Origin of the sequence: Burkholderia sp. AU45388 (genome assembly GCF_030481585.1) — a bacterium.
Classification (GTDB): Bacteria; Pseudomonadota; Gammaproteobacteria; order Burkholderiales; family Burkholderiaceae; genus Burkholderia; species Burkholderia sola.
In genome coordinates, this window is the sequence record NZ_JAUJPV010000001.1 from 511,555 (window position 1) to 527,453 (window position 15,899).

Here is a 15,899-nt window from a genome sequence, read left to right on the forward strand (position 1 = left end):
CGGCTGCCCGCTTGCGTCACGACACGGCCGCAGCCGCGCCCGGCCCCTCCCGCACGGCGAGCACCGGCCGTTCGGCGGTGCGCGCCAGCGACTCGGCGACGCTGCCGAGCACCGCGCGGCGCATGCCGCGACGGCCATGCGTCCCCATCACGATCAAGTCCGCGTCGCATTCGGCGGCCGCTCGCGCGAGCACCGACGACACGTCCTCCCCGCACGCGTCGATCGCATGCGCGGTGCCGCGGACGCCGCACAGGCGGAACGCGGTCGCGGCATCCGCCACCGCGATCGCGGCCTTGTCCGCATCGGTCCCAATTGGCGAATACCGGCAAAACGCGCACAATCTCGGCGCATCGGACATGCTTTTGATGCGACCCTTTGAAGAGCCAACATCCGGTTATCGACGGCAGCCATCCTGCCCGCCGTTCGGAATCGGACGATCGCCACGTTCCGTTCGGAATCGGATCGACGAACGCCGACGCGCGCCTGCCCCGCGCGAGCCGGCAAAGGACGCACGCCATGATCAGGGTACTCATCGCTGACGATCACACCCTCGTCCGGGACGGCCTGCGCCACATCCTGCAGAACGCGAACGATTTCGTCGTGGCGGGAGAAGCAAGCGACAGCGCGTCGACGATCGCGCTGACGCGCGGCACCGAGGCCGAAGTGCTGGTGCTCGACCTGTCGATGCCCGGCCGCAACGGCATCGAACTCATCAAGCAGATCAAGGACGAGAAACCGGCCCTGCACATCCTCGTGTTGACGATGCACGCCGAGCAGCAATATGCGGTGCGCGCGTTCCGCGCCGGCGCATCGGGCTACATGACCAAGGAAAGCGCGAGCGCGGAGCTCGTGGCCGCGCTGACGAAAATTTCCGGCGGCGGCGTGTACGTCAGCCTTGCGATGGCGGAGCAATTCGCGCAAAGCCTCAACGAGCCGACCGACCTGTTGCCGCATCAACGGCTGTCCGACCGCGAATTCGACGTGTTCCGGCGCGTGACGACCGGCGAGTCCATTTCCGAGATCGCGCGGGCGCTGTGCGTCAGCGTCAAGACCGTGAGCACCTACAAGACGCGGATCCTCGAGAAGATGCAGATGGCCAACGATACGGCGCTCGTCCGATACGCGATGCGCCACAAGCTGTTCGACGACCCGGACGAACTCTGACCGCGACAACCCGCCACACCGTTGTAGGAATCGTCCTACAAACCTTCGCTATCACCTACCGCATCTTCAATTTCCGCTGATTTCAATCAAGCGTCCGGCTGTCCATACTCCGATCAACAACAACACACCGGCGTGCCTTCCGGAGCTGCCCGGCCTTGCCCTCGTATCGCGACGGCATCGCCGGCCCGCCGATCCGGTGCGGCGCCGATTCGACGAACCAGGCGGCGGCCTCCCCGTCCGCCCGTACGACGGCCAGCGCAACCGCGACGACGCGACCCGCGGCCGCCCCAACCGGAGCAGATCATGCAGAGCCATGCCGACATTCCGACGACGGTGCCGTTGCACCCGTTCATTCCGCTGCATCCCGTCGCGCGGGCGGACCAGCCGAAGCGCACGTCGTCCCGCTGCTCGTCCTGCACGCTGCGCACCGTCTGCATGCCGCGGGAAATGACGGCCGACGAATTCGCCCGGGTCGACGCGATGATCTGCACGACGCGCCACGTCAAACGCGGTGAAACGCTGTTTCGCGCGGACGACACGTTCCACAGCATCTATGCGGTCAGGACCGGGTCGTTCAAGACCGTGATGATGCATCGCGACGGCAACGAGCAGATCACCGGCTTCCAGATCGTCGGCGAATCGCTCGGGCTCGACGGCGTGCACACCGGGCGGCACAACGGCGATGCGATCGCGCTCGAGGACAGCACGGTCTGCATCATCCCGTTCGGCCAGCTCGAGCAGATGTGCCGCGAAGTGCGGCCGATGCAGCATCACGTGTATCAGATGATGAGCGGCGAAATCGTGCGCGAATCCGCGCTGATGGTGCTGCTCGGCACGATGACCGCCGAGCAGCGCGTGGCCGCCTTCCTGCTGAACCTGTCCACCCGCTTCAAGGCGCGCGGCTACTCGGCCGCCGAATTCGTGCTGCGGATGACGCGCGACGAGATCGGCGAATATCTCGGGATGAAGCTCGAAACGGTCAGCCGCATGCTGTCGAAGTTCCAGCGCAACGGGCTCGTCGCCGCGCAAGGCAAGCAGATCCGCATCGTGGATCCGGAAGGCCTCGGGCGCATCTGAGCGGATCGCGGGGGACCGGGCGGGATCAGCCGCGCATGGCGAGCACGGCAGCGCCGGACATGCGCCCCATGCGCAGATCGTCCAGCGCGCGATTCGCATCGGTCAGCGCGTAGCGCACGGCTTCGACCCGCAGCGGCGTCGCGGCGGCGATCCGCATGAATTCCGCCGCATCCGCACGCGTCAGGTTGGCGACCGACGCGATCCGGCGCTCGCCCCACAGCCACGCGTACGGAAAGCTCGGGATATCACTCATGTGAATGCCGCCGCATACGACGATCCCGCCTTTGCCGACGGCGCGCAGCGCGGCCGGCACCAGCGCACCCGCCGGCGCAAAAATGAGCGCGGCGTCGAGTGTCTCCGGCGGCGTTTCGTCGCTGCCGCCGGCCCACGCGGCGCCGAGTGACAGCGCGAGCTGCTGTGCCGCGGTATCGCCGGGCTTCGTCAGCGCGAACACCTTGCGCCCCTCGAAACGCGCGACCTGCGCGACGAGATGGGCGGCCGCGCCGAAGCCGTAGATGCCGATGCGACGCGCATCGCCGGCCATGCGCAAGGTCCGATAGCCGATCAGGCCCGCGCACAGCAGCGGCGCGGCTTCCAGATCGGAATAGCGCCGCGGCAGGTGCACGCAATACCGGTGGTCGGCGACCGCGCACTCGGCATAGCCGCCGTCGATCGTATAGCCCGTGAAACCCGGGCTGTCGCACAGGTTCTCGCGGCCCGACGTGCAATACGCGCAATGCCCGCATGTCGAACCGAGCCATGGAACACCCACGCGGTCGCCGACGGAGAACCCCGTCACGCCGTCGCCGAGCACGCGCACCGTTCCGACGATTTCGTGCCCCGGCACCAGCGGCAGCTTCGGGTGCGCGAGTTCGCCGTCGACGACGTGCAGATCGGTTCGACAGACACCGCATGCATGCACGTCGATCAACAACTGGCCCGGCGCCGGCAGCGGATCCGGCACGCGCGCCTCGCGCAAATGCGGTGTCGTGCCGTCAAACATCATCGCAAGCATGCTCGCCTCCCACTCCATCGTCTTCGTGCTTCGCTGTCCAAGACTAATCCCGGCGCATCGCGCGTGCATGGCCCGGTGACGGGCGCTTGACGTGGGTCAACGGCTGCCGGACGGTTGCTGACACGATGAGATGGCATGACGCCGCCCACGCGGCGTGCCAGGAGATGATCGAATGATGTCCGTTCCCCCGCTTGCCGCAAGCGCCCATGTCGACGATCAATTGAAGTCGCTGTTGGCGTACGCGGTGCTGGCCCCGTCCAGCCACAATTCCCAGCCGTGGCGGTTCATCGTCAACGGCGCCACGATCGCCGTCTGCGCGGACCGGGTCCGCGCGTTGCCCGTGGTCGATCCGTTCGACCGCGAACTGATCATCAGTTGCGGCGCGGCATTGCTCAATCTGCGCGTCGCGCTCGATCACGCCGGCCTCGCCCACACGATCAGCACGTTTCCGTCCGAGGTCGACCCCGATCTCCTTGCGCTGGTCCGGGTCTGCGACGACGGCTATTCCGATCCGTCTCTCGGCGGGCTGTTCGACGCGATCCAGGCGCGCGTCACGACGCGCGCGCCGTTCGAATCCACCGCGCTGCCCGACGAAATTCAGCGCGAGTTGATCGCGGCCGGCGTCGCGGAAGGCGCCGAGGTCGCGTGCATCGACTCGACCGCGCGTCGCGCACGGGTCGCCGAACTGGTTGCGCAGGCCGACCGGCAGCAGTTCGCAGATCCGCGCTTCCGGCGCGAACTGGCGAGCTGGATCGATCCGCGTCGGCGCGTCGACGGCATGCCGGCATTCGCGGCCGGCGTGCCGACGCTGCTGGACTTCGCGGCGCCCGTCGTGACGATGGCGGTGCGGACGTTCGATCTCGGCAACGGGCTGGCCGCGCTCCATCACCAGCTCGTCGGCGCGTCGCCTTTGATCGTCTGCCTGTCGACCGTGCGCGACGATCGCGAAGCGTGGCTGGCCGCGGGCCAGGCGCTCGAGCGGATCCTGCTCGTCGCGGCGCGCGCGGGCTATACGGCGTCGTACCTGAACCAGCCGATCGAGACGGCCGCGCTGCGTGCCGACCTGGGCCGCACGCTCGGGCTACGCGGCGAGCCGCAGTTGCTGTTGCGGGTGGGCCGCGGCCCGCACACACCGCATTCGCCCCGTCGCCCGCTCGGCGAAGTGATCTCCTGAGTGATCTCCTGAGTGATCTCCGAGCGCAACCGGCGACGCGCCGCGCGCATTCGGCTCCGGACGAGGAAAACATGAACATCACGCGCTGCTCCGCTTTCTCTTTCTTCCTGATCGCCGCCATGGCCGGAACGGCAGCCGCGCAAACCACCGTGCCCGAGCCGACCGAGCTCGTCAACGCGCAACACTGCATGTTCTGCCACACGCCCGACATGACGTTCCTCGGGCCGTCGTTCCACGACATCGCCGCGCGCTACCGCGGCGATCCTCACGCGGCCGCCGAACTGGAGCGCAAATTGCGCGTCGGCGGCCCCGCGCATTGGGGCGACACGCCGATGCCGTCCGCCATCGATCGCGGCGGGCCGCTGTCTGCCGACGACGCGCATCAGCTCGTCCAATGGGTGTTGAGCCAGTGACCGTGCCCACGATAGTCAAACGCGCTCCTGCCGGCATGGTGCGCGGCAAGCGGGTACGCACCCGGCCCATCTCGCCCGCCAGCCTCGACGACATCCCGCGGCCGTCTCGTCGAGGGCGGCATCCAGCCAGCCATCCGGGCTGCACGCCCGGCGACGCGGACACGTCGTTGCTGCAACGCGCGACCATGCGCGGTATCCGGCTGCAACTCGACTACTGGAAAGCCGAAGCGCGCCTGCAACACGAGCGCATCGGCCACGCCGTCGTGATCTACGGCAGCACGCGCATCGTCGCGCCCGCCGTCGCGAATGCACGGCTCGCCGAAGCGAACCGCCTGCTCGCGCTGCGCCCGCGTGACCCGGCCCGGCGTCGTGCCGTCGCGGTCGCCAGCCGTCTCCTCGAGCACAGCGCGTACTACCGCGTCGCACGCGAATTCGGCCGTATCGTCGGTCATGCCGACCGGCGCACGCGTACGGCGCGCCTCGCGATCGTCACGGGCGGTGGCCCCGGCATCATGGAGGCCGCCAATCGCGGCGCCTACGAGCGCGGCGCCCCGAGCATCGGCTTCAATATCGAGCTGCCGCGCGAACAGGCGCCGAATCCGTACATCACGCCGGATCTGTGCTTCCGGTTCCACTACTTCGCGATTCGCAAGCTTCATCTGCTCGAGCGCGCCAAGGCAGCCGTGTTTTTCCCCGGCGGATACGGCACGTTCGACGAACTGTTCGAGGTCCTGACGCTGCTGCAGACGCGCAAGATCGCGCCGCTGCCGGTTGTCCTGGTCGGCGAAGCGTACTGGCGGCGCGCCGTCGATCTGGCGTTTCTCGCGGACGAAGGGATGATCGACCGCCGCGACCTCGAACTGTTCACCTACTGCGAATCCGCCGCCGATATCTGGCACGCGATCGGCTCCTGGTATGCACGGTGCCGCGCCGGGCGGGCGGCCCGACGAAGCCCTTCGCCGAAGCCGTCCGCCGTGTAGGAATCCGCCGACGGCCTCCGCTCGATTCCTACTACAACTTCGGGACACGCCGATTGAATCGCGCATGCCCGCCAACGATACTGAAATCACGGACAACGGCTCCCGGCATACCGATCGCGAGCCCTCAGGAGAGACGTCATGTCACACGCTACCCAGCCTGCCGATTCGGGCAATCCGTCCGGTCGGTCCGATGCAGCGGCGCTCGACACGCTGGCCTTGGTCACCCTCGCCCGCGACGCCGGCATGCTCGTGATCCTCGACGGCCAGATCGGGCGGGAACGGTACGAAAGCGTGACGGGATCGATCGCCACGCTCGCCCGCTTCGCGCAGGCGCTGCAACGTTCGGCGCTCAAGGCTGCATGACACCGGGCGCGGTGGAAGCCGTGCCGCGCGCCGACCCAATGCCGATGAACCCGCCGCTCACGGATCGGTCCGCCCGTTTTGCCCGGATATCCGCCGGATGAAGCGGCGATGAACCTGCCCCGCTCCGGACGCATCGCACGCATGTTCCCGGGTGCGGCGTTGCTCGCGAACTACCGGCGTGCCTGGTTATCGCGCGATCTCTATGCGGGCATCGCGCTTTCCGCCGTGCTGGTTCCGGTCGGCATGAGCTACGCGCAGGCGGCCGGCCTGCCGGCCGTCACCGGGCTGTATGCGTCGATCGCGGCATTGCTCGCCTATGCGGTACTCGGCCCGAGCCGGATTCTCGTCCTGGGCCCCGATTCGGCCTTGGCCGCGCTGATCGCCGGCGCCATCGCGCCGCTCGCCGACCATGATCCGCAGCGCGCCGTCGCGCTCTCCGGCGCACTGGCGCTGGCGGCCGGTACGATCTGCATCCTGCTCGGTACGCTCGGCCTCGGTTTCGTCACCGACTTGCTGTCGCGCCCGATCCAGTACGGGTATCTGAACGGCATTGCCATCACGCTCGCCATCGGTCGCCTGCCCGAGCTGTTCGGCATGACGGCATCGGGCGGCGACGTGTTCGCCAGCGTCCCGCACATCGTGCATGCCCTCGTCGAGCGCCGGTTTTCACCCGCTGCCTGCCTGCTCGGTGTCGGTGTTCTGGCGACCATTTTCTTGATGAAGCGTGTGATACCTCGCTGGCCCGGCGTATTGATCGCCGTGCTCGCGGCGACGCTGGCCACGCGCGTGCTGCAGCCGGACGGCATCGCGGCGGTCGGCGCATTGCCGGCCGGTGCGCCCGCCCCGCACCTTCCGGCCGTCTCGCTCGCCGACCTGAGCGCGCTCGCGTCCGGTGCGATCGCCGTGGCGCTGGTGTCGTTCGCCGACATCAGCATGCTGTCGCGTGCGCTTTCCGTGCGTGCTGGCGACACGCCGGACCGTAACCAGGAACTGATCGCATTGGGCGCGGCGAATCTGCTGGCGGGGGTGACGCAGGGTTGCGCGGTCAGCAGCAGCGCGTCCCGTACGCCGGTGGCGATCGCCGCCGGCGCGCAAAGCCAGGTCACCAATCTCGTCGCGGCCGCATGCATCGCGATACTGCTCATTGCCGCGCCCACGCTGCTGACGCTCGTCCCGCGCGCAGCGCTGGCCGCGGTCGTGATCTACGCGGCGTTCGGCATCGCCGACGTCCGCAGTGTCGTCCGGCTGTACCGGATGCGCCGCGGCGAATGCCTGATTTCGATCCTGTGCTTTGCCGGCGTGATCGGCCTGGGTGTCGTCCCCGGCATCCTGCTCGCCAGCGCGCTGTCGCTGCTGTCGTTCGTGTGGCGGGCCTGGCACCCGTACGATGCCGTGCTTGGCCGGCTGTCAGGCGTGCGCGGCTATCACGACATCACGCGACATCCGGACGCCGTGCAAACCCCGGGCCTCGTGCTGTTCCGCTGGGACGCCCCGCTCTTCTATGCCAACGTCGAGATCTTCTGCGAGCATCTGCACGCGGCAATCGCGCGCTCGGCATGCCCGGTCGCGCGTATCGTCGTCGCCGCGGAGCCCGTCACCGATATCGACGTCAGCGCGGCGGACCGGCTCGTCGCGCTGTGCGAAGAACTCCGCGAACAACGCATCGCGTTGAACTTCGCGGAAATGAAGGGGCCGGTGAAGGATCGCCTGCGCGCCTACGGATTGTTCGACGTGTTCGGCGCGGCCAGCTTCTTTCCGACCGTGACCGATGCCGTTGCGCATCACGTCCAGCAGAAAGGCGATCACGCGGGCGCGGGCAAACACGGCACACGTTCCGCGTCATCGCCGCCCGCGCGGAACAAGACGGGCGGCTAGACGCTTGAAGATGGGCGGCCGTCACGCGTATCGCGTCGGGCCGGGCGGCGCGGCCAGCGTCAGCCCGCCGGCCTTACTCGACGACCAGGTCGTCGACGACGGCGCGCACGCCACGCGCGGACCACGCGGCGCCGCGCACGGCCTTGCGTTCGGAGAACGAGCCGACCTTGCCGGACAACCGGACGGTGCCGTCGCGCACCTCGATCGCGATGTGCTTCGCCTCGCGCTCCGCGTGGCGCATGATCGCACGCTTGATGTTGCCGCCGATGTCGGCCGAGCCGACCGCACCCTGCACGACGATGTGGTCGGTCACGCCGGTCACGCTGCGCATCTGCGAGATCGCGCGCACGGCCAGATGGCTCTGGTATGCCCATTCGACCCGGCCGGACAGCGTGATCCAGCCGTGCTCGACCTGCACCTTGACCGCGTCGTCATGCAGCCCGACCGTCCAGTGCAGCACCGAGCGCACGGCATTCGCGATGTCCTCGTCGGTGCGGACGTCGTCGTTCGGCAGATGCACGGTCATGTCGACGACGAGCGCCTTGACACCGGCCACGCGGTTCGCCGCACGCTCGATCGCGAGTTTCTCCGCATAGCTCGGCGGGTGACCCGAAAGCGTCACGATCCGGTCGGACACCTCGACACCGATCCGTGTCGCGTCGATTGCCGGGTCGGATTCCAGCTCGTCCTGAACGTCCTGTTTCAACTGCTTGTCGGTTTTCATCGTCTGCACTCCCGTGAGCCTCGGCGCGCCTGTCCGCCGTATACGACCAGATTTGCACACGCGCGGCCCGGCGGTGCTGATGCAGGTCAACCGATGCCCAGCGCCGGGCTCCGCGGCTCGTGCCGAAACACGCAGCCGATGCACGCAACCTGACGGGGTACCAGGACGTCGTGGGCCGCGCGCCACTCGATCTCGTCTACGTGGTGCGGACCGCCTCGATCCTCGACATGCCGCCGCCGCAACGCTGCGTGTTCCCGGCCATCGCGGCGGGCGCCATCGCGCAGAACGTTTCGCTCTACTGGACGGCAGCCGGCCTCGGCACGGTCGTGCGCGGCTGGATCAATCATCGCGTGCTCGCCGACGCGTTGCGGCTGAACGAGGACGGCTGCCGATCCTCGCGCAGACCGTCGGATACCGTGCCCGCGGGACGGTAGCGGCGGCGTGAGCGCACGTGGCCGATTGAAAGAAACGGCACGCGGATGGCTCCGTGCGCCGTCGCCCCCTTCGAGCGACGCGTGCCCCGCATCGCCCGGCGTCTGCCTCCCGATCAACTGATCGTCAGCTTCTTCTGCCCGACCGGCGCCTTCTTCGGCAGCGTCAGCGACAGCACGCCGTCCTGATACGCCGCCGTCGCGTTCGCGTCGTCGATCTCGTCGGACAACGAGAACGACCGGCCGATCGCGCCGCTGTAGCGCTCGCGCCGGATCACGCGCTCGCCATCCTTCTGCTCGTTGCTGCGCTCGACCTTCGCATTGATCGTGACGGTTCGGCCCGTCACCTGGACATCGATATCCTCCTTCGCGACGCCCGGCAACTCCGCATGGACCTTGTAGGCGTTGTCGTTTTCCGACACGTCGATCTTCATCGACGCAAGACCGGGGTCGTCCGTCGTCGCCACGCCGCGCAGCGGCCTGAACAGTCCCTGAAACAGGTCGGAGACGGGTTCGATCGAAAACGGATCGTAACGCGTGAGGTGGGTCATGGTTCGCACTCCTCGTACGGTTGACATGCAGCAGCGCTTTCGTCCGGCCAGCGCGGCGCCGTGATGCGGATCGGACTGGCGCGGCATCGCGAGCCGCGCAACGGACGAAGGATCCCTCTGAAATCAGCGTATCCGCTCGCACCGTCGCGCGCTTGATACGCGTCAATGACCCGCGGCGATCACGTACAGAACCGGAAAAATCCGCTGTGAAGCAGGATCGGCCTGCCGTCCATTTCCTCGAGCAGGCAGCGCGCCGCGCGTTCGATCGCGGGGCGATGATGCGCGAATGCGTCGACGAGATCCTGTTCGCGCGGCGATGCCGCCCGGAAGTGATCTTCCAGCGCTTCCGCGGTGATCACGCAGCGCACGCGGCGGCCTTCGACCACGGCCGGAAAGGCCAGCGCCGGGTCCAGACCGCAATACGTCGGCGGTTCGGAAGGAAAAGTTATCTGCATGACGATCCCCTGGGCAGGTTGCGTGCCGATCGTCGCCCGACTCGACCCGGGCGAGCCGACCCGTTATCGGGCACGGCGACGCTAGGCTGCCGCGACGGCAGCAGGCGCGGCATCGTCGCCGCGTACGAGCAGGACCGGGCAACTCGATCCGCGCAGAAACCGTTCGGCTACGCTGCCGAGGACCAGTCGACGGACGCCGCGCCGCCCGTGCGTACCGACCACGGCGAGATCGATCGACCGTTCGACGACATAGCGTTGCAGCCGTTCGGCGATATCCTGGCCGGGTTCGGTCTCGACGATTTCGGTATCGCCGTTGACGGCCGCATGCGAGATGGCCCGTTCCGCGCTTCGCAGCACCGCCGCGCCATCGCGCCGGACCTCGTCGAGCAGGCCATCCGGGCTCATTCGTCCGGCGTACGTGATCAGAAGCGATTGGTCGACGACGAAAACGGCGAACAGGCGCGCGCCGCAGGACCGGGCAACCTTCAAGCCCTCTTGAAGCGCCAGATTCGACGAAGGACTGCCGTCGACGGCGACCATGATGTTCGTGTACATATCGACCTCGCTGGATGACTGGACGCGCCGGTGGCGTTCGGCGTTGTTTCATCATCAACGCTCGCCGGAAACCGGCGTTGACCGACGTCAACGGTTCGAAGCGATATGAGCCGACGCAGAAGGCGCTCCATTATCAAGGGTCGACCGGCGGCGTCGGCGCGCCCGTCGGGCGCTCGTACGTCGCGAAACCGCGCTCGATTTCAAGGATCTTCGACGCGCATGCATCGTATTGCCAGCCGGGGCCGCCATCGGTGCCGTACATGCCCTTGCACATCGCCTTGAGCCGAATCACCGCGCCGCCGTCGTCCGATGCCGTGCGCGACGCCCATAGATAAACTTCGCCGGCGAAATGGGGTTGCGCGGTCTCGATCCGGTCCGCACTGAATCGCGTGACACGGGTCGACGAACGCGCGTCGACGTAGCGCCGTGCGAGCTGCCATGCACGGTCGCATTCAGGCGCCGTCGAACAGTGCAGCGCTGCAGCTTCCCGTGCCGCCCGCAATTGCGTTTCGGTCGACCGGAACGCCGCTTCCTGGCTCATACCGGCGCAAGCGCCCAGCGCGAGCGCGGCGCCGATCGCCCACGTCGGATGTTTCATTGCCCCTGCCTCATCGCGCGGCGACTCGCGCGCCATCGGGCGCCGCGTCGTGCGAGCGCCGGAGTCCACTGTATTGCCGGCAGCGCGAATGAGGTTGACCTGCGTCAAGCGCCGTCATGCGTCGCACATCGCGTGCGTCGCCACGAGACCCTGCTTTCGACGATTCGTTGATTCGATCGGCACGGCGCCGCCCGTAGCATGGGCGCGTCCCCGATCCTCGGCGCCCGCCTCGTTTGCCGCTGACGATTCAATTCCACGCATGCCGCGCCGGGCGCGCGCCGTTCAGGTAGTAGTTGCCGACGAGGTGATATTTCCAGCGCACCGGGTCGTGCAGCGTATGCGTGCGCGCGTTGCGCCAATGCCGGTCGAGATTGTGCTCGGCGAGCGTCGACTGCGTGCCGGCCAGCTCGAACAGCTTCTCGCCCGCGAGCAGCGCGATCTCGGTCGTCAGCACTTTCGCTTCGCCGACCGCGACGGACGCCCGCGCGACATCGTCTTCGGTCACGTCGCCTTTTGCCGCGATCTCGTCGAGCGTGCGCGCCGCGCGTTCGAGCAACGCATCGGCCGCATGCAGCTGGATGTGCAGCCGGCCGATTTCGCGAATCGTCAGCGGATCGTCCACCGCCCGCTCGACGCCGCTGTCGACCCACGGCCGCGTGCGGGTCCGCACGAACGCGAGCGTATCGTCGACGGCCGCCTTCGCGATGCCCGCGTCGATCGCCGCCTGGATGATCTGAGACAGCGGGCCGTTGAGCGTCGGCACGTCCGACACGCGCTGCGCGGGCAGCACGTGCGACGCGGGGATGCGCACCGCGTCGAGCACGACCGTGCCGCTCGCGGTCGTGCGCTGCCCGAATCCCGACCAGTCGTCGATCACGCTCAGGCCCGGCGTCGGTTGCGGCACGTACGCAAGCCACGCCTGCCGCGCGTCGTCGAGCCCGAGCACCGGCACGTAATGCGCGAACAGCGCGCCGGTCGAATAGAACTTCGTGCCGTCGACGACATAGTCGTCGCCGTCGCGGCGCACGCGCGTCTTCAGGTCGAGCACGTGCTTCGTGCCCTTCTCCGAGAATCCGTTGCCGAACCGCTTGCCGCTCAGCACTTCGGCGAAGAAATGCCGCTTCTGCGCGTCGGTGCCGACCAGCGCGATCACGTCGACCAACCCGAAATGATTCTGCGGAAGCTGCCCGAGCGACGCATCGGCCGCGGCGACGATCTTGATCACCTCGGTAAGCGTCACGTGCGACACGCCCGCGCCGCCGTATGCCTTCGGCACCGTGATCGCCCACAGCCCCGACTGCGAGAACCATTCGATCTCTTCGCGCGGCAGCCGGCGTTCGCGATCGCGTTCGGCGGCCCCTTGCGCGACGCGTTGCGCCAGTGCATGCGCCGCCGCGATCGCTTGCGCATCGTCCGCAATCACGCGAGCCACCTGCCGTGGTGCATCGGTGGGCCGCTCCTGAATCGTCGCGCTCGTGTCTGACATCGGGTTCTCCTGTCGAATGACGAAAGCATTCAATCTAGCAGCGCCGCGCGGGCCGGAAAACCGAGCGATTCTCGAAACGATATTCCTTTGGAGAACAAACGACGTCGCGCCTGATACCGGTGAATCGATGTTTTAGCGCCGCAACGGATGCGAGAGCGTCGATGCGTCCCGCGCGGTTGCCGTAATACGCAGCGACGATAACGATCCGAGAATCCGTTATTGGAACGCCCGCGTCGCGCTTCCTATACTGGGCTCCCGGCGCACACGGCCACGCCCTTCGAGGAAATCCGCATGACTTCATCGCACGCAGCTCCCGACCTTTCCACCGGTACCGATTACGACGCGCTCGCGAGCCGGTTCCGACCGATCTTCGAACGTATCGCCGCCGGCACCGCCGAGCGCGAACGCAACCGCGAATTGCCGCACGAGGCGATCGGCTGGCTGAAGTCGGCAGGCTTCGGCGCGATCCGGCTGCCGCCCAGTGCCGGCGGCGCGGGCGCGTCGCTACCGCAGTTGTTCCGGCTGCTGACCGAACTGGCCGCCGCCGATTCCAATTTGCCGCAGGCGTTGCGCGGACATTTCGCGTTCGTCGAGGACTGGCTCAATGCGCCGCCCGAGCCGCAGCGCACGACCTGGTTCGACCGCTTCGCGAGCGGTCAGCTCGTCGGCAATGCGTGGTCGGAGGCCGGCGACGTGCCGCTCGGCCAGACCATCACGAAGGTGTCGGAGCAGAACGGCCGGCTCGTGCTGAACGGCCGGAAGTTCTACAGCACCGGCAGCCTGTTCGCCGACTGGATCGACGTATTCGCGCAGCGCGCGCACGACGGCAGCGACGTGATCGTCGCCGTCGCGACCGCGCAGCCCGGCGTGATCCGCGACGACGACTGGGACGGCTTCGGCCAGACCACCACCGGCAGCGGCACGACGCGCTTCGAGAATGCGGCGGTCGACGCGGACAACGTGATCGATTTCGCGCGCCGCTTCAAGTACCAGACCGCGTTCTACCAGTTGTTCCACGTCGCGACGCTGGCGGGCATCGGCCACGCGATCGTGCGCGACGCGGGCGAGCTCGTGCGCAACCGCACGCGCGTGTACAGCCACGGCAATGCGCAGCGTGCCGGCGACGACGCCCAGCTGCAGCAGGTGATCGGCGAGATCGCGTCATGGGCGTACGCGGCCGACGCGCTCGCGCTACGTGCCGCGCAGCCGCTTCAGCAGGCCTATGAAGCGCGCTTCGGCGGCGACGAAGCGGCCGAGCAGGCCGCGAACGTCGCGGCCGAAATCGAATCCGCGCAAAGTCAGCTCGTCGTGTCCGAACTCGTGCTGCGCGCGGCGACGCGCCTGTTCGACGCGCTCGGCGCATCCGCGACCCGCAGCACGACCGCGCTCGATCGCCACTGGCGCAACGCGCGCACGGTGTCGTCGCACAACCCGCTCGTGTACAAGGCGCGCATCGTCGGCGACTGGATCGTCAACGGCCGCACGCCGCCGTTCGTCTGGCGGGTGGGCAACGGCGCGGGCGCCAATGCGAACGCCGGCGCGGAGACGGGGGTCGCGCAATGAGCAAGACCATTCGCTTCAACGCGTTCGAGATGAACTGCGTGGGACATCAATCGCCGGGCCTGTGGGCGCATCCGCGCGACCGTTCGTGGCAGTACAAGGATCTCGATTACTGGACCGACCTCGCGCGCGTGCTCGAGCGCGGGATCTTCGATGCGATCTTCATCGCGGACGTGATCGGCTACTACGACGTGTACAAGGGCAGCAACTATCACGCGCTGCACCAGGCCGCGCAGATCCCGGTCAACGATCCGCTGCAACTGGCCGCGCCGATCGCGATGGCGACCGAACATCTCGGCATCGGCATCACCGCGTCGACGACGTTCGAGCACCCGTACACGTTCGCGCGCCGGCTGTCGACCGCCGACCATCACACGAAGGGCCGGCTCGCGTGGAACATCGTCACGTCGTACCTGGAAAGCGGCGCGAAGAACGTCGGCGATCACGGGCTGCGCACGCACGACGACCGCTATGCGGTCGCGGCCGAATACGTCGAGGTGCTGTACAAGCTGTTCGAGGGCAGCTGGGAGGATGGCGCGGTGGTGCGCGATCGCGACGGCCGCGTGTTCACGCATCCGGAGAAAGTGCACGAGATCGGCCACCAGGGCCGCTTCTTCGACGTGCCCGGCTACCACCTGTGCGAGCCGTCGCCGCAGCGCACGCCGGTGCTGTTCCAGGCGGGCGCGTCGGGCCCCGGCAAGGCGTTCGCCGCGCGGCACGCCGAATGCGTGTTCGTCGCGGCGCCGACCCGCGATCAACTGGCGCGCTACGTGACCGACGTGCGTGCGCAGGCTGCCGCCGCCGGACGCGATCCGGCGAAGGTGCTGATCTACAACCTCGTCACGGTGATCGTCGACGAGACCGACGAGAAGGCGCAGGCCAAGTTCGACGAGTATCGCCGCTACGTGTCGTACGATGGGTCGCTGGTGTTCATGTCGGGCTGGACCGGCATCGACTTCGGCCAGTACGCGCCGACCGATCCGGTCAGGCGCGTCGAAACGAACGCGATCGTGTCGGCGGTCGAGCACCTGTCGGGCGGCGACACCGCGTGGACGATCGAAGCGCTGGCCGCCTGGGGCGGCATCGGCGGGATGGGCCCGGTGTTCGTCGGGTCGGCGGCGACCGTTGCGGACATCCTGCAGGAATGGGTCGCCGCGACCGACGTGGACGGCTTCAATCTCGCGTATGCGGTCGCGCATGAAACCTTCGAGGACGTCGTGCGTTATCTCGTGCCCGAGTTGCAGCGCCGCGGCGTGTATCCGGCCGCGTATGCGCCCGGCACGCTGCGCGAAAAACTGTTCGGCGGTTCGGCACGGTTGCCGGACGAACATCCGGCCGCGCGGTTTCGCGATATCGAACAGGTGAAGCGCGCGGCCGAGCGGGAAGCGGTCAGCGCGTAACGAAACGTCGGCAAACGTCGAAGCCGGTCTGTCCACATTCATGCGGCGACCGGCTTCAGTACGAACGGCTTCGTGCAG

Annotated in this window: 15 protein-coding genes and 3 pseudogenes; 10 read left to right on the forward strand and 8 right to left on the reverse strand. The window is 67.9% G+C overall.

Annotated features, from left to right (window positions below):
* Nucleotides 1-16: 16 nt before the first annotated feature.
* Nucleotides 17-316, reverse strand: a pseudogene (locus tag QZM72_RS02275) (universal stress protein); the annotation flags it as partial.
* Between the two features lie 200 nt (nt 317-516).
* Between QZM72_RS02275 and QZM72_RS02280 the strand changes: the two are divergent.
* Nucleotides 517-1,164 (forward strand): response regulator transcription factor, encoded by a 648-nt coding sequence (locus QZM72_RS02280; RefSeq protein WP_089471721.1) that lies wholly within the window; start codon nt 517-519, stop codon nt 1,162-1,164.
* Nucleotides 1,165-1,467: 303 nt separating this feature from the next.
* On the forward strand, nt 1,468-2,241 hold the full coding sequence (gene fnr, locus QZM72_RS02285; RefSeq protein WP_301737034.1) for a fumarate/nitrate reduction transcriptional regulator Fnr: 774 nt from the start codon (nt 1,468-1,470) through the stop codon (nt 2,239-2,241).
* 25 nt (nt 2,242-2,266) lie between these two features.
* Here the strand turns inward: fnr and QZM72_RS02290 are convergent, their stop codons facing one another.
* Nucleotides 2,267-3,256 carry a zinc-dependent alcohol dehydrogenase family protein gene (locus QZM72_RS02290; RefSeq protein ID WP_301737229.1) on the reverse strand — a complete coding sequence of 330 codons (990 nt, stop codon included), beginning with the start codon at nt 3,254-3,256 and terminating at the stop codon, nt 2,267-2,269.
* A gap of 172 nt (nt 3,257-3,428) precedes the next feature.
* On the opposite strand from QZM72_RS02290, the gene QZM72_RS02295 reads away from it, so the two are divergent.
* The 5 genes and pseudogenes from QZM72_RS02295 (at nt 3,429) to QZM72_RS02315 (ending at nt 8,061) form a co-directional block, all read left to right on the forward strand.
* Nucleotides 3,429-4,430 carry a nitroreductase family protein gene (locus QZM72_RS02295; protein ID WP_301737035.1) on the forward strand — a complete coding sequence of 334 codons (1,002 nt, stop codon included), beginning with the start codon at nt 3,429-3,431 and terminating at the stop codon, nt 4,428-4,430.
* Nucleotides 4,431-4,501: 71 nt separating this feature from the next.
* A complete protein-coding gene (locus tag QZM72_RS02300) occupies nt 4,502-4,843 on the forward strand; it encodes a c-type cytochrome (RefSeq protein ID WP_301737036.1) in 342 nt (113 codons plus the stop codon).
* A gap of 152 nt (nt 4,844-4,995) precedes the next feature.
* Nucleotides 4,996-5,823: pseudogene (locus QZM72_RS02305) on the forward strand (TIGR00730 family Rossman fold protein); the annotation flags it as partial.
* Between the two features lie 138 nt (nt 5,824-5,961).
* Entirely contained in the window at nt 5,962-6,186 is a 225-nt protein-coding gene (locus tag QZM72_RS02310; protein WP_069619996.1) for a hypothetical protein, read from the forward strand.
* A gap of 141 nt (nt 6,187-6,327) precedes the next feature.
* The gene (locus QZM72_RS02315; protein ID WP_301737230.1) at nt 6,328-8,061 is read left to right on the forward strand and encodes a SulP family inorganic anion transporter; all 1,734 of its coding nucleotides are present in this window, start codon (nt 6,328-6,330) and stop codon (nt 8,059-8,061) included.
* A 73-nt stretch (nt 8,062-8,134) separates the two neighbouring features.
* On the opposite strand, the gene QZM72_RS02320 is transcribed toward QZM72_RS02315, so the two are convergent.
* A complete protein-coding gene (locus QZM72_RS02320; RefSeq protein WP_027809190.1) occupies nt 8,135-8,785 on the reverse strand; it encodes a BON domain-containing protein in 651 nt (216 codons plus the stop codon).
* 107 nt (nt 8,786-8,892) lie between these two features.
* Between QZM72_RS02320 and QZM72_RS02325 the strand changes: the two are divergent.
* Nucleotides 8,893-9,230: pseudogene (locus QZM72_RS02325) on the forward strand (nitroreductase family protein); the annotation flags it as partial.
* A 102-nt stretch (nt 9,231-9,332) separates the two neighbouring features.
* Here the strand turns inward: QZM72_RS02325 and QZM72_RS02330 are convergent.
* From QZM72_RS02330 to QZM72_RS02350, 5 genes are all read right to left on the reverse strand, one after another.
* Nucleotides 9,333-9,767, reverse strand: coding sequence for an Hsp20/alpha crystallin family protein (locus QZM72_RS02330; protein ID WP_301737037.1), 435 nt, complete (start codon nt 9,765-9,767; stop codon nt 9,333-9,335).
* Nucleotides 9,768-9,946: 179 nt separating this feature from the next.
* Entirely contained in the window at nt 9,947-10,222 is a 276-nt protein-coding gene (locus QZM72_RS02335) for a DUF1488 domain-containing protein (protein WP_089471420.1), read from the reverse strand.
* An 81-nt stretch (nt 10,223-10,303) separates the two neighbouring features.
* Complete coding sequence (locus QZM72_RS02340; RefSeq protein ID WP_089471421.1) at nt 10,304-10,777, reverse strand: universal stress protein; 474 nt, start codon at nt 10,775-10,777, stop codon at nt 10,304-10,306.
* Nucleotides 10,778-10,910: 133 nt separating this feature from the next.
* Nucleotides 10,911-11,375, reverse strand: a complete 465-nt coding sequence (locus QZM72_RS02345) for a hypothetical protein (protein WP_301737038.1) — start codon at nt 11,373-11,375, stop codon at nt 10,911-10,913.
* A 247-nt stretch (nt 11,376-11,622) separates the two neighbouring features.
* The gene (locus QZM72_RS02350; RefSeq protein ID WP_301737039.1) at nt 11,623-12,861 is read right to left on the reverse strand and encodes an SfnB family sulfur acquisition oxidoreductase; all 1,239 of its coding nucleotides are present in this window, start codon (nt 12,859-12,861) and stop codon (nt 11,623-11,625) included.
* 291 nt (nt 12,862-13,152) lie between these two features.
* On the opposite strand from QZM72_RS02350, the gene QZM72_RS02355 reads away from it, so the two are divergent.
* Both QZM72_RS02355 and QZM72_RS02360 read left to right on the forward strand, forming a co-directional pair.
* Entirely contained in the window at nt 13,153-14,424 is a 1,272-nt protein-coding gene (locus QZM72_RS02355; RefSeq protein WP_301737040.1) for an acyl-CoA dehydrogenase family protein, read from the forward strand.
* Entirely contained in the window at nt 14,421-15,821 is a 1,401-nt protein-coding gene (locus QZM72_RS02360) for an LLM class flavin-dependent oxidoreductase (protein WP_089471425.1), read from the forward strand. The genes QZM72_RS02355 and QZM72_RS02360 overlap by 4 nt, the downstream gene beginning before the upstream one ends.
* Nucleotides 15,822-15,899 lie beyond the last annotated feature (78 nt).